The 12323-nt window shown below is 63.9% G+C and carries 13 protein-coding genes; 3 read left to right on the forward strand and 10 right to left on the reverse strand.

What is annotated here, in order from left to right; translation table 11 throughout:
• The first annotated feature begins 218 nt into the window (after positions 1–218).
• Positions 219–392 carry a hypothetical protein gene (locus tag BDD21_RS27660; protein ID WP_170164652.1) on the forward strand — a complete coding sequence of 58 codons (174 nt, stop codon included), beginning with the start codon at positions 219–221 and terminating at the stop codon, positions 390–392.
• 110 nt (positions 393–502) lie between these two features.
• On the opposite strand, the gene BDD21_RS00490 is transcribed toward BDD21_RS27660, so the two are convergent.
• The 4 genes from BDD21_RS00490 to cbiM all read right to left on the reverse strand — a co-directional run bounded on the left by BDD21_RS00490 (position 503) and on the right by cbiM (position 4349).
• Positions 503–1528 carry an MlaD family protein gene (locus tag BDD21_RS00490; RefSeq protein ID WP_120795484.1) on the reverse strand — a complete coding sequence of 342 codons (1026 nt, stop codon included), beginning with the start codon at positions 1526–1528 and terminating at the stop codon, positions 503–505.
• Positions 1525–2325 carry an ABC transporter ATP-binding protein gene (locus tag BDD21_RS00495; protein WP_120799666.1) on the reverse strand — a complete coding sequence of 267 codons (801 nt, stop codon included), beginning with the start codon at positions 2323–2325 and terminating at the stop codon, positions 1525–1527. The genes BDD21_RS00490 and BDD21_RS00495 overlap by 4 nt, the downstream gene beginning before the upstream one ends.
• Positions 2326–2376: 51 nt before the next feature.
• Positions 2377–3564 carry an MlaE family ABC transporter permease gene (locus BDD21_RS00500; RefSeq protein WP_245969350.1) on the reverse strand — a complete coding sequence of 396 codons (1188 nt, stop codon included), beginning with the start codon at positions 3562–3564 and terminating at the stop codon, positions 2377–2379.
• A 131-nt stretch (positions 3565–3695) separates the two neighbouring features.
• Positions 3696–4349, reverse strand: coding sequence for a cobalt transporter CbiM (gene cbiM / locus BDD21_RS00505; protein ID WP_120795485.1), 654 nt, complete (start codon positions 4347–4349; stop codon positions 3696–3698).
• A gap of 398 nt (positions 4350–4747) precedes the next feature.
• On the opposite strand from cbiM, the gene BDD21_RS00510 reads away from it, so the two are divergent.
• On the forward strand, positions 4748–5353 hold the full coding sequence (locus BDD21_RS00510) for a DUF2076 domain-containing protein (RefSeq protein ID WP_120795486.1): 606 nt from the start codon (positions 4748–4750) through the stop codon (positions 5351–5353).
• Between the two features lie 10 nt (positions 5354–5363).
• Positions 5364–5801: a nickel-responsive transcriptional regulator NikR gene (gene nikR / locus BDD21_RS00515; protein ID WP_120795487.1), complete on the forward strand. Its 438-nt coding sequence runs from the start codon at positions 5364–5366 to the stop codon at positions 5799–5801.
• Positions 5802–5987: 186 nt separating this feature from the next.
• Here the strand turns inward: nikR and BDD21_RS00520 are convergent, their stop codons facing one another.
• From BDD21_RS00520 to BDD21_RS00545, 6 genes are all read right to left on the reverse strand, one after another.
• On the reverse strand, positions 5988–6890 hold the full coding sequence (locus tag BDD21_RS00520) for a transglutaminase family protein (RefSeq protein WP_120795488.1): 903 nt from the start codon (positions 6888–6890) through the stop codon (positions 5988–5990).
• A complete protein-coding gene (locus BDD21_RS00525) occupies positions 6887–7852 on the reverse strand; it encodes an alpha-E domain-containing protein (RefSeq protein ID WP_120795489.1) in 966 nt (321 codons plus the stop codon). The genes BDD21_RS00520 and BDD21_RS00525 overlap by 4 nt, the downstream gene beginning before the upstream one ends.
• On the reverse strand, positions 7852–9324 hold the full coding sequence (locus tag BDD21_RS00530; protein ID WP_120795490.1) for a circularly permuted type 2 ATP-grasp protein: 1473 nt from the start codon (positions 9322–9324) through the stop codon (positions 7852–7854). The genes BDD21_RS00525 and BDD21_RS00530 overlap by 1 nt, the downstream gene beginning before the upstream one ends.
• A gap of 215 nt (positions 9325–9539) precedes the next feature.
• A complete protein-coding gene (locus BDD21_RS00535) occupies positions 9540–10184 on the reverse strand; it encodes a potassium channel family protein (protein ID WP_120795491.1) in 645 nt (214 codons plus the stop codon).
• A gap of 278 nt (positions 10185–10462) precedes the next feature.
• Positions 10463–11896 (reverse strand): TrkH family potassium uptake protein, encoded by a 1434-nt coding sequence (locus BDD21_RS00540; RefSeq protein WP_147430943.1) that lies wholly within the window; start codon positions 11894–11896, stop codon positions 10463–10465.
• A gap of 3 nt (positions 11897–11899) precedes the next feature.
• Positions 11900–12313, reverse strand: a complete 414-nt coding sequence (locus BDD21_RS00545) for a type I restriction enzyme HsdR N-terminal domain-containing protein (RefSeq protein WP_211334949.1) — start codon at positions 12311–12313, stop codon at positions 11900–11902.
• Between the last annotated feature and the right edge of the window lie 10 nt (positions 12314–12323).

The following is a 12323-nucleotide window of genomic DNA, read 5'->3' on the forward strand; positions in this document are numbered from 1 at the left end:
AGATTAGGACAGAATCCCGGATAGAGGGTTGATCTTGATCAAGAATTGCTAATATTAGCGATCACTTCAAGTGCCCTTGAAACCGACGCGACGAGCGGACGGACGGACGGGGTACCGGAAACGATGAGGCACCAACACCCAAATCAGGACTTGATTAATTAGAGTATGCTTATATAATGATAAACATATCAGCAACCACGCGAAATCGGAGATGTACCATGGGTGCCTTAGGTGTTCTTGCCGCAGTCGCTCTGCTCGTCGGCGGAGTTCAGACCACGATGGTCATGCCGGAGTCGGAGCGTCTCGCAAACGAAGCGTCGAAAGAGCCGGTCGTCGAAGTGCAGGCGGTTTCCGCCGACTCGACCCAAACCGTGAGCTTCCTCGACTTCTAATCGAGTCCAGCCTCGGCAAATCAGGCCCGGGACGCTTGCGTCCCGGGCCTGATTGTTTTCAGGGCCGCCGAGATCCGCCATCGGCGGCGCCGGCTGCAAGCGTCTCGGCGCTACCGCTTACCGCGCACCAGCGCCTCGGGATGCCGCTCCAGATAGTCGGCAAGAACCCGGAGTGATCGGGCCGCAGCCGATGCCTCGACGAGAAACCGCTCGAACTGAATCCGAGACCCGGTCGCATCGCCAGCCAACGACCCCAGCGCGCGCATCGCAGTCTCCATCTCGGCGAGCGCCGCCTGTGTCGAGCCCGAGATCGGGACCACCTGCTCGTCGACTCGGCGCACCAATACGGCCAACGATGCTGTGACCGCCTCGAGGTTCTCCGCGATCGGAACCACGCCGGACTGCACCGCTCGCGCCATCGCGCTGTACTCCTCGAGGGTTGAATCCAAGCGTCGAGCGAGCGGCTGCACCTCCCGATCGAGATCCCCCAACAGGATCCGGGCCTCGTCCAGGGTCCCGTTCAGGGTCTCGAGCAACCTCAGCACCTCCCCGGAGCCGATCAACTGCCGAATGGAGGCCAGGGTCAGCGATGCCTCGTTGACCAGATCATCGAGCCGCAGGTTCTCGAGCATCTCGGACATGCGGTCGCGCGTTGCCTCGAGCGCAGGAACCTCGACGACGTCATCGGGATCCTTGATCAGCCGCGGCGGGCGGTCGCGAACCAGTTGCAGGGCGATCATGTATTGACCGGTCACGAAGCTCACCGACTCGAGCCGGGCGTGCAGACCGCGCTCCGTGACCAAGCGCCGCAGGATCTGCGCCGGCGAATCATCCGACCCGGCTCCGAGGATGCTCACGCTGTCGGGCCAGACCTCGTAGGTCACGGGCACGCTGAAGACCCCGGTTTCCGGCGAGAAACGCAGCTCGATCCCCGTCACACGCCCAACCGTCACCCCCTCGAACTGAACACCGGCGCCGACGCTCAGCCCCTGCACCGATCCCGGAAAATAGGTCACCATCGGCACCCGCTCGCGAAAGAGTGCACCGCTGCCGAACACCAGGATCGCGATCACGACCAGCGTCAAAGCCCCGAGCACGAAGCCGCCGATCACGGTCGGATTGGCCTGTTTGCTCATTCGCCTCCTCGGCTCAAGAAATCACGGACGAGCTTGATCTCGCAATGCTCGCGCAGATCGCGGGGGTTGCCCGTGGTCAGCATGGTCTGCGTGGCGGCGTCGAGGAACACCGAGTCGTCCGCGATGGCAAAGATGCTGGCCAGATCGTGTGTGACGACGACCATGGTTGTCCCCAGACTCTCGCGCAGCTCCAGGATCAAGTCATCGAGCAGACGCGCGCTCAGCGGATCCAAACCCGCGGAAGGCTCGTCGAAGAAGAGGATATCCGGATCCAGCGCCATCGCACGGGCGACCCCGACGCGTTTACGCATCCCCCCGCTGATCTCGGAGGGATAGTAGTCGCAATAGGCCGCAAGCCCGACCAAGGCCAGCTTGTAGACCGCGATGTCGTGGATTTGACTGCGCCGCAGGTCGGTGTATTGCTCGAGCGGCAGGGCAACGTTCTCTTCGAGTGTCATGGAGCTCCAGAGGGCGCCGCTTTGATACATCACCCCGTTGCGACGCATCCGTCGGGTGCGCTCGCGTAGGGGCGCGTCCCAGAAGCTCTCGCCATCGAACAGGATTCGCCCGGCCTGCGGTGCCAGGAGTCCGCTCAAGCTGCGCATGAGGGTACTCTTGCCGCTGCCGCTGCCGCCCATGATGATGAAGACATCGCCGCGCCGGACACCAAAGCTCAGATCGTGCTGGATCACCGTCTCGCCGTAGCCGACCGACACGGTATCGAGCAGGATATGTGCATCCGCCGGCGGGGATGTCGCCGCGGCGCTCGGCAGCGTTGTCGGAGCCTCGGCAGACATGCGGTCGGTCGTGTCCTCTGCGGCTGGGGTCGACATCGGCGGGGCAGCGGGTTACGACAGCCCGATCGCGTCGAAGACGATGGTGAGGCCCGCCGAGGCGATCACGATGAAGACGATCGAAGTGACCACGGCCGAGGTCGTCGCCTCGCCGACCGCGGCAGCGCTGCGTCCGCTCTGCATCCCGCGCAGGCACCCCGACACCGCGACGATCGCCCCGAAGACGGTCGCGCTGATCAAGCCTTGCGTGATGTGGTTCCAGCCGATCGCCGCAACCGTCTGAGTGAAGTACTCGGTCGGGCTGAGACCACCCACCACAGTGCCGGCGAAGGCACCGCCCAGAAGCCCCATGAGGTTTGCATAGATCGCCAAGAGGGGCGTCATGGCCACCAAGGCAATCAGTCGCGGCAAGACCAAGAACTCGACCGGCGAGATCCCCATGGTGCGCAGGGCATCGATCTCTTCGTTCACCTGCATGCTCCCGAGTTGGGCCGCAAAGGCCGCCCCGGTCCGCCCGGCGAGCACGATCGCCGTGATGAGCGCGCCCATCTGGATGACGATGGCCAGCCCGACCAGGTCGGCCACGAAGATCCGTGCACCGAATTGGGCCAACTGCTGGTCACCGATATAGCCCAGGATGAGTCCGACCAGAAAGCTGACGAGACTGATGATCGGCAGGGCATCGGCACCGACCTCCTCGACCAGCAGCCACAGCTCGGAGCGCCGGAAACGCGCGCGCCCCGACAGCATCGAGCGCAGTGCCAGTGCGACCTCGCCGATGAAGGCGAGGATCTCGCCGGTGGAGCGGGCCAGATCAATAAAGTCCTGACCGAAACGCATCAGAAAGGGATCGGCATGCTCGTCGCGACCCTCGGCGCGACGCTCCGGCACGGTCGATGCCAAACGCAACAGGGCCTGAATCCCGCCGGGCAGTCCATCCTCCTGCACCTCGATGCCGCGTTCCCGGCATCGCCATGCCAGGGACGCCAGATAGCTCACAAGGCCGGAGTCCCAAGCGACCAGATCGGAGGTCTCGAAGGCGATAGCCGTGGGTACCGGCTCGGCGAACAGCTCGGCATCGATCCGATCCAGGTCCGGCAGAGCCGCGTCGAGCTGCCAAGCGCCGCCGATCGCCACACACACACGGCCGGCCTGGTCGCGCGCAAGCGCGATCCGCGCGGCGGGCTGCGGCTTGACGGGATTGGAGACGACGTCGGTCATGGCACCGACAAGGATGCGCATGCAGGGCCATGCAGCGCAAGCGCCGGAACGCGGGGTTCAGGCCGGATTTGATCGCGGTGGGCGACTGAAGTCGCCCCTACGTCGCCCCTACGTCGCCCCTACGTCGCCCCTACGTCGCCCCTACATCGCCCCTACACGGTCGTACGCTCGACCGTCAAAAGGCGATCGCTTGCAACGACCGGGAGCAGCTCGGGACGCACGGTCAAGAGAAGACGCAAGGTCGCAGCGGTCATCGCACCTTCCACGAGCATGACCGGGATCTGAACGATCAGGATCAATTTGGCCGCCACCAGGAATTCGCTTCCGCTCAGCGCAAGGACGCCGGCCACCGACACGGCGGACACGCCGAACGACAAGGCACCGACGAGGAAACCAATGACGAGCACCGTCGCCGAGCGAGGAGAGACGTCCGAGCGCACCAAGAACCGATGCGCGAGCAAGCCGATCACGACCGCCGGAAGGGCTAGATTGAGTGTATTGACCCCGATCACGGTCAGACCGCCGAACCCGAAAAAGACCGCCTGCAGCAGCAACCCGACCAGGATCGCCGGAAAGGCGGCCCAGCCGAGCAGCAAGCCCATCAGTCCGGTCAGCATCAGATGGGCGCTCGACGGACCGACCGGTACATGGATGAGAGATGCGATGAAAAAGACGGCCGTCAGAAGCCCGGCACGCGGGATGGACTCGGTATCGAGCGCGCTCAACCCCCGAGCGACGCCGGCAACCGCAAGCATGGATGCGCCGATCAAGACCGGCGCACCGAGAACACCGTCGACGATGTGCATGACTGTTGTCGCTGTTTGAATCATGGCCAAGGCGCGTAGTACCTTGGCGCAAGTGGTAATACCCGCGAAGGTAGCACTCGGCCTTGCATGCGTCTACCGGGGGCGACGGCGAGTCCCTCGGCGGGACTCACCATTGGAGTCTCGGTGTCCGACCGGATATCTTTGGTGTTAAACCGCGCCCGGTGCGATATGCGTCATGTGTTGGAATGGCTTGGCCGCGCCAGCCCCGACGACTGTCGGAGCTGGCGCGGTTTAAAGTCTTAAAAAATATTAAACTCTAAACCGCGTCTCACCGGGGTCGAGGACATCTCCGAAGCCATACGAAATGAAAACGACGCATCTCGCTCCGGACGCGGTTTAGGAGCAAGTCGACCTGATTCATCCATCGGAGGCGAGCCATGGGCCAGAACGAGCACAGCCAAGACGAGCAGAGACTCAACGAGCAGCGGATCATCGACGACCTGTTCGGCAAGCTGAGGCAGGCCGAGCATCAGACCGGAGCGCGCGATCCGGCCGCAGAGCAGCAAATCGCCGCGGCGGTCGAGCATCAGCCGGCGGCGCCCTATTACATGGCCCAAGCGATCCTGGTCCAGGAACGTGCCCTCGAGACGCTTGGTCAACGGGTACAGGAGCTCGAGCAGGAGCTGGCGAGCCGACCGGCCGGGGGCGGCTTCCTCGACAGCCTGTTCGGAGCCCCGAATCCGCGTGCGGGTGCCCCGGGGATTCCGGCCGGCCGATCCTTGGGGCGTGCGTTTCAGACGAGCGGCATGCAGCCCGGCCAAGCCAACCGTGCGGGCGGCGGTTTCCTGGGATCGGCTCTCCAGACCGCGGTTGCGGTCGCCGGAGGCGTCATGATGGCCAACCTACTGACCGGCCTCTTCACCGCCGAGGAGGCGCAGGCAGCTGAGGGGGCTGTCGAGGACCCAGGGCTGGATTCGGAATACGACCAACAGATGCTGGACGACGGCGATATGGGCGACTTCGACGGCTTCGATGACTTCTGAGAGGCCCGACATGTCTACTGTCGAGGAAACCGATCGCGAGGAGACCATCCGCTTCAGTGTCTCCCTGCCCCGCGCCCTGCTGGACGAGCTTGATCGACGCGTCGTCAAGAAGGGTTACGCCTCGCGCTCCGAGCTGGTGCGCGACCTGATCCGGGAGCGGATCGTGGAAGAGACCTGGGAGCGCGGCGACGTGGAGGTCGCGGGCGTGCTCACCATCGTCTACGACCATCATCAACGCGAGCTCACCCAGCACATTCTGGACATCCAGCATCGCCAGTACATCCACGTGGTCGCGACAACCCATGTCCACATGGACCATCACAACTGTCTGGAGACCATCATCATCCGCGGCATGCCAGCCGAGATCGAGCGGATGAGTCTGGAGATCGGGGGGTTGCGGGGGGTGCGGTTCTCGGAGTTGACGCGGGCCTCGCGCATCCAGAACTGAACCGCGCTAAACCGCGTCCGGTGTTATCGGAGATCGCCGAGTCGATAGAGATGCTGAAATAACCTTGATGCGCTTGAGCCGACGCGGTTTAGGATAAGAAAAGCAATATCTTATAATTCTTGAACCGCGTCGACTCCGGCGTCTTTTAGTCGGAACAAGAGCGACCCTATCCGAGATGTCCAAAGGTCATGACGGACGCGGTTCAATCGGCGTGACGGCTAGGGTTTCTTCGAGCTCCGGCACCGATCCGTCGCTGCGGCAGGTCTGCCGCAGCGGTTGCACGTCGCCTGCATCGCGCCCGACGGCTACCCGCATGTAGGTCGCGTCGGCGAGCAGGCCCATCGACGGGTCGACGCCCCGCCAGCCGCCACCCGGGATCAGCACCTCGGCCCAGTGATGGAGCCTCTGCTCGCGGGGTTCCGTGCCCGGCGGATCTTCGTCGTCCGGGTCGAAATAGCTTGCGTCCAGATACCCGGAGACGAATCGCGCCGGGATGGACCACTGTCGCATCAGGGCAATCAAGAGGTGCGCCAGATCGGCGGCGCAGCCGCGCCCGGCATCGAACAGCGCCGGCAGTGCCCTCACCGGCCGCTCGACCTCCGGGTCGAACGGCGTCACCGACTGAATCCATGCGCTCGCCTCCTGCACCTGGTCCAGGAGTGGTCGATCATCACGCAGGATCGGCACCCGGTGTCCGCAGATCTGATCGGGCAGCGCGGGGGTCAGTGGCCCTTGATGCAGGACGAAGTCCCACAGGCGCGGCGCCTGATGGAGGGCGTCGTCGATCCAGGCGCGTTCGCGTGCCTGCGCAATCACCGGGAAATCGAAAGGATTGCTGCGCAGGGTCTCCACCTCCGCCCGCATGGTGAAGGCAAGCTCCCGGTGCGCCCCCATCACCGCGAAATGATGCGAGAGGTTGCCAAACCCGTCCCGGCAGGCGGCAACGCCGGCGTCGGGTGCCACCGAGAGCTGGATCTGCAGGAGCGACTGACTCTCGTCGTCCCATGGCGCCAGTCGGATCTGGACGTGGTGCTCGCGTGCAGGGGCCGCGAAGTGGATCCGACAAACCCGCTCGATCTGATATCTCACTGAGCATCATCCCCGAGGTGCGCCTCGAAATAGTCACTCTGCAACGCCGCGCCGAGATCGGCCAAGAGCCCCAGGAAGTCATCGAGATACTCGTGCAGACCGAGATCGAGAATCCCTTGAGGGGTTGCGCCGTCGAGATGACGACGCAGCGCCGCGAGACGCTCGGGTACCGCTCCGTCCGGTAGGTTCCCGATGCGCTCGAGCGCGCGTTCCATACCGTCCACACAGTAGGCGAGCGAACGTGGGAAATCCGTGTCGAGCACCACGAATTCAACCACGTCGATCGGGCGGATGCCGCCCTGATATTTTCTGCGATACGCCTCGAAACCGGAGAGCGACTTGAGCAGCGCGCCCCACTGGTAGTAGTCCAACGGCGAGCCGACGAGCTTCAGATCCGGCAGCAGCAGGTGGTAACGCGTATCCAGGATACGCGCGGTCATGTCCGCGCGCTCCTGGAGGCTGCCGAGCGCCATGAAGCCATAGGCTTGGCCGCGCATCATGGTGCTCTGGGTCAGACCGAAGAAGGCCGCGACCTGGCGATGGATGAAGGCGTAGAACTCGGCCGCACGCCAAGGCTGCAGCGTCGTCTTCAGATGCTTGTCGGCGGAGAGCCACAGCTCGTTGAGCGCCTCCCACATCTCGCTCGAGATGCGATCGCGCACCACCCGCGCGTTCTCGCGCGCGAGCTTCAGACTGAGCAGGAGCGAACCCGGATTGTTGCGGTCCTGGGTAAGCAGATGGATGACGCGCTGCACCGTCACGCGCCCGTCAGGATGCAGCTCCTCGTAGAGTTCGTCGGCACCCATGATGGTGAGCAAGGGACGCCATTGCATCTCCTCGGTCGCACCCTCGTCGGCCTCGAGCATGTAAACGACATTGATGTCCAGCACGCGCGCGGTGTTGTCCGCGCGCTCCAGGTGCCGGGTCATCCAGTACAGCGACTCCGCAATACGACTCAACATTAGTCGGCCAGCACCCAGGTGTCTTTACTGCCCCCGCCCTGCGAGGAGTTTACGACCAAGGATCCCTTAGTCATGGCGACCCGGGTCAAGCCCCCCGGGACCACCTCGATATCGCTGCCGTAGATGCTGAAGGGACGCAGATCCAGATGACGCGACTCCAGCTCGCCGTCGAGATAGCAGATATGGCGCGAGAGCTGGATCACCGGCTGGGCGATGTAGTTGCGCGGGTTCTCCTCGATCTTGCGGGCAAACTCCGCGCGCTGCGCCGTCGTGGACGAGGGTCCCATCAGCATCCCGTAGCCGCCGGATTCGGCGACCGCCTTGATGACCATCTTCTCCATATTGTCGAGCACATACATCCGGTCCTGGTGATCGGTCATCTGATAGGTCGGCACGCTCGGCAGGATGGGTGACTCGCCGAGGTAGTAGCGGATGATGTCCGGGACATAGGCATAGACTGCCTTGTCGTCGGCGATGCCCGCCCCCGGTGCATTGGCCAAGGCGACGTTGCCGGCCCGCCAGGCGTTGATGATCCCGGCCACGCCCAGCTCGGAGTCCGAGCGGAACACCAGCGGGTCGAGGAAGTCGTCGTCGACCCGCCGATACACGACATCGACCTGACGCAGGCCCTGCGTGGTCTTGAGATAGACCTTGTCGTTCTTGCAGACCAGATCGCGCCCCTCGGCCAGCTCCACACCCATCTCCTTGGCGAGAAAGGTGTGCTCGAAATAGGCCGAGTTGAAGATCCCGGGCGTGAGGACCACGATGGTCGCGTCCTCCGCACCGCGCGGCGAGAGATGACGCAGGGCCTGCAGCAACAGCGCCGGATAGTGCTCGACGCGGCGGACCCGATAGCGCGCGAAGAACTCGGGCAGGATGCGCCGCTCCACGATCCGGTTCTCGATCATGTAGGACACACCGGACGGGGTGCGCAGGTTGTCCTCGAGCACCAGATAGCGACCGTCCTCGTCGCGGATCAGATCGACCCCGCTGATGTGGGTGTAGATGTCGTGCGGCGGGGTGATGTCCATGATCTCGCGCCGAAAGTCCTTGCCACGGTAGATCAGCTCGGGCGGCACGACGCCGTCCTTGAGGATCCGCTGACCGTGATAGAGATCCTTCAGGAAGAGATTCAAGGCGCGGATACGCTGTTTGAGTCCGGCCTCGATCTGCGCCCACTCGATGGCGGTGATGATGCGCGGGAGGATGTCGAAGGGCCAGACGCGCTCGATCCCCTCCTCGTCGTTGGAGTAAACGGTGAAGGTCACCCCTTCGGTGTGCAGCGTCAGATGGGCATCGCGTGCCTTGGCCCCGAGGATCTGCTGGCCGGTGGTCTGGATGTGCTCCCACATCGGCAGGTAGTGTTCGCGCGGACGAAAGTCGTCCTGATAGAACTCGTGGTAGGCCATCGATTGTCCCGCGCGTTGCATCTGGATCTGGCCGGCACCGCCGGATTGGAATTGTCTAAGCATCTCCGTGAACCCCACAACATGGCCCATAACGGACGAAACCAGTCAAGAAACGCGCCAACAGTGCATTCGTCACGATCCGACGCCAACCCCTTTATTCATATGGGACTTCTCCGTTGGAGCGCTGGCGTCGCAACAGAGCCCCGCACCATCCGGGTGCGCCCATACAGGAAAGAACCACAAAATCGGACCACCACGCACGAAGATCGAGCAAGGCCCTACCCGAACCGCTGACGGAGTGCTTTCAGACTCCGCGCCCGCGTCAACAACACCACTTCGTCCCCGACATGGAGACGCATCTGGGGATCGGCGAACTTGAGCTCCTCGCCGTTGCGATAGATGCAGATGGCGCGCGCGACATCCGGGATGGACAGCTTCTCCAGCGCCGTCGCCGACGCCTCGTCGACCTTGAAGGAAAAGATCCGGGTGTCGCCGCGCAGGATGTCGGAGATGGCGATGATGTCCTGACCCTCGGCCATGTCGGCGAGATAACGGCCGACGGTGTGCATCGGCACCAGCGAGTCGGCGAGACCCAGCTCGGAGCAGATATGCTCCAGGTCCGGATCCTCGATCTTGGTCACGACCCGTCGGTAGCCGAGGGAGCGCGCCACCAAGCTGGCGATGATGTTGGACTGATCGTCGTGGGTCAGGCAGAAGAGCAGATCGGTATTCTCGGGATCGGCCTCGCGCAGGATCGCCGGCCGAGTCCCGTCGCCGTGAATGAAACCCACGTCGAGCTCGTCACGAAGCCGCTCGATCGTCTCCGGATCGCGCTCGACGATAACGACCTCGTGACCGCGCTCCACGAGCATCCGGCCGGTGAGCACCGCGAGGGTTCCGCTGCCGATGAAGACGAATCGCATGTCGAGTCTCTCATTGGGGGAAAGCTTCCAGCTTCCAGCTTCCAGCCTCCAGCCTCCAGCTTTCAGCTTTCAGCTTTCAGCTTTCAGCTTTCAGCTTCCAGCTTCCAGCCTCCAGCGCCCAGCCGTTAGCCGTTAGCCGTTAGCCTTTAGGCGTTACTTTAGGTGATTTCCGGGAATCAGCATCCCGACTGCGCAGACGATTCGGCCGGAAGTGATGCCAACGGTCGTCGCGAAGCGGCGCTCCCCGGGAGGTGTCGTCGCTTCGCGACGAACGCCGATCAAGGCTTATACCAAGTCCCTGGAAACAGCAGGACCAGCAAGGCGATGATCTCCAGGCGCCCCGCCAACATGTTCAGGCTCAGCAGCAGCTTGAGTCCGGGCTCGAGATCGGGATCTGTGATCCCCACCGACAGGCCGACCGTCGCCGTAGCCGACACCACTTCGAAGAGTGCATCCAGCGCCGGATAGCCGGCGACGAGAAAGGCCATCCATGACCCGAGCACCAGCAATACGAACAGCAGGATCAGCACCAGGGCATGCTCGATCTGGAGACCGTCGAGGGTTCGGCCGCCGATCGCCGGCTGGATCACGGCATGACGCGGCAGTTGAGCACGCATCACGGCGAGCTGGATCATACGAATCAGGATCAGCAGGCGGAGGAGCTTGATGCCGCCGGCGGTCGAGCCGACACCGCCGCCGGTGGCCATCGAGAAGATCAGGACACCTTTGGCGGCCGGATCCATCGCGCTCAGATCCAGCGTCGCAAATCCGGTCGTGGTCTGGGCGGAGCCGGCCTGGAGCAGCGCGTCCGCGGGCGACAGGCCCCCGAGCCACCAGAGCAGAACCGCCACCAGTACGACGGCGATGATCAGTGCCCGAAGCTCGGGATCGGACCGCAGAGAGACGACACCGGACCTCCAAGCCCTGTAATACAAAAAGAGCGGCAAGGCGCCGAGCAGCGACACGGCAAAGAGCGCGAAATGAGCGCCTCGGCCGAAGCCGGCCAAACTGTCGGAGACACCGCCGAACCCCCCGGTCGAGATCGCGGCCAGCGTATGGATGAGTGCGTCGAAGGGCGGCAGATCCGTCGGCTGGACCAGCAGCAAGCCGGCGACCGTGAGCAGCACATAGATCGCAAAGGCACGCCGGGCATGGATCCGCGTCCCTTGAGCTAGACTGTCCTCGTCCGCCCCGGCGTCGGCCAGGCGACGCATGTCCTCGGTCCTCCCGAAGGCCAGGGCGAGGGACAAGACGACGATGCCCAAGCCGCCGAACCACTGCATCCAAGCGCGCGTGAAGAGGAAGGCATCGGAGCGCAGCTCGGGATCCGGCACCAGACTAAGACCAGTGGTCGTCACGCCCGAGACCGACTCGAACCAGGCATCCAAAGGCGACAGACCCTCCGCGGCGAGAGGATAGGTCATGAGCGCCGCCGCGATGATGAAGGTCAAGGCCGTGATCACCAGCGCCTCGTTGGCCTGCAGGGGCCGGTCGCTCGGGCGGATCCGAGCACAGGCGCCGAGCGCCAAGGCCGGCAGCAGCGCCGCGATCAGGAGGCGCCGCGCCAACTCCCAGTCACCGGTCGCCGCCGCGAAGGCCAACGGCACCGAAAAGAGCACCGCCAGAATCAACGCAATCTGACCCAGGTGATGCAGCACCATCGCCGGACGAACCGGCTGCATGAGCGGCTTAACTGCGGGGTGGAAGGACATGCCTCAGTCCCCCTCCCGATCCGATCCGCAGCAGGACCCCGACTCCTCCGGCGTGGGGGCTTCGCGATCGTGGCTCAGAATCTCGCCGGTCACCGGGTTGGGCCTGAAGGTCGTGCAGCTCTTCAGTCCAGATCGTAGGCACGCCAATGGAGCCGCTCGGAAGTAGTAGTCGCGCTCCTGGATCTCAATGCTGTCGGTCGTGCACTCGACCACCATCACCGGCACGCGGTTGGCCGCTTTGTCCGCAGCTGACTCCCAGATCACGATGTCGGCACGCCGGTTCTTGTGCCCGTGCTGGGTCCGGCGCGCCTGATCCAACTGATCCAGGCTGTAACCGTAGTGCTCGACCAGGATGCGGTGAAGGGCTGCCGCACGACCTCCTCGGCGTTGAAGGCTAGCTTGACGCGTCCGGAGCACTGAAATTGAC

Origin of the sequence: Thiocapsa rosea (assembly GCF_003634315.1) — a bacterium.
GTDB classification, from domain to species: Bacteria; Pseudomonadota; Gammaproteobacteria; order Chromatiales; family Chromatiaceae; genus Thiocapsa; species Thiocapsa rosea.

Bases quoted from the DNA above. Each gene is read 5' to 3' on its own strand.
- BDD21_RS00535 (WP_120795491.1), bottom strand. From the start codon at position 10,184: ATGCGATTCGTCTTCATCGGCAGCGGAACCCTCGCGGTGCTCACCGGC.
- BDD21_RS00490 (WP_120795484.1), bottom strand. From the start codon at position 1,528: ATGAGCAAACAGGCCAATCCGACCGTGATCGGCGGCTTCGTGCTCGGG.
- BDD21_RS00495 (WP_120799666.1), bottom strand. From the start codon at position 2,325: ATGTCTGCCGAGGCTCCGACAACGCTGCCGAGCGCCGCGGCGACATCC.
- BDD21_RS00540 (WP_147430943.1), bottom strand. From the start codon at position 11,896: ATGTCCTTCCACCCCGCAGTTAAGCCGCTCATGCAGCCGGTTCGTCCG.
- BDD21_RS00530 (WP_120795490.1), bottom strand. From the start codon at position 9,324: ATGCTTAGACAATTCCAATCCGGCGGTGCCGGCCAGATCCAGATGCAA.
- BDD21_RS27660 (WP_170164652.1), top strand. From the start codon at position 219: ATGGGTGCCTTAGGTGTTCTTGCCGCAGTCGCTCTGCTCGTCGGCGGA.
- BDD21_RS00510 (WP_120795486.1), top strand. From the start codon at position 4,748: ATGGGCCAGAACGAGCACAGCCAAGACGAGCAGAGACTCAACGAGCAG.
- cbiM (WP_120795485.1), bottom strand. From the start codon at position 4,349: ATGCACATCGTCGACGGTGTTCTCGGTGCGCCGGTCTTGATCGGCGCA.
- BDD21_RS00500 (WP_245969350.1), bottom strand. From the start codon at position 3,564: ATGCGCATCCTTGTCGGTGCCATGACCGACGTCGTCTCCAATCCCGTC.
- BDD21_RS00525 (WP_120795489.1), bottom strand. From the start codon at position 7,852: ATGTTGAGTCGTATTGCGGAGTCGCTGTACTGGATGACCCGGCACCTG.
- nikR (WP_120795487.1), top strand. From the start codon at position 5,364: ATGTCTACTGTCGAGGAAACCGATCGCGAGGAGACCATCCGCTTCAGT.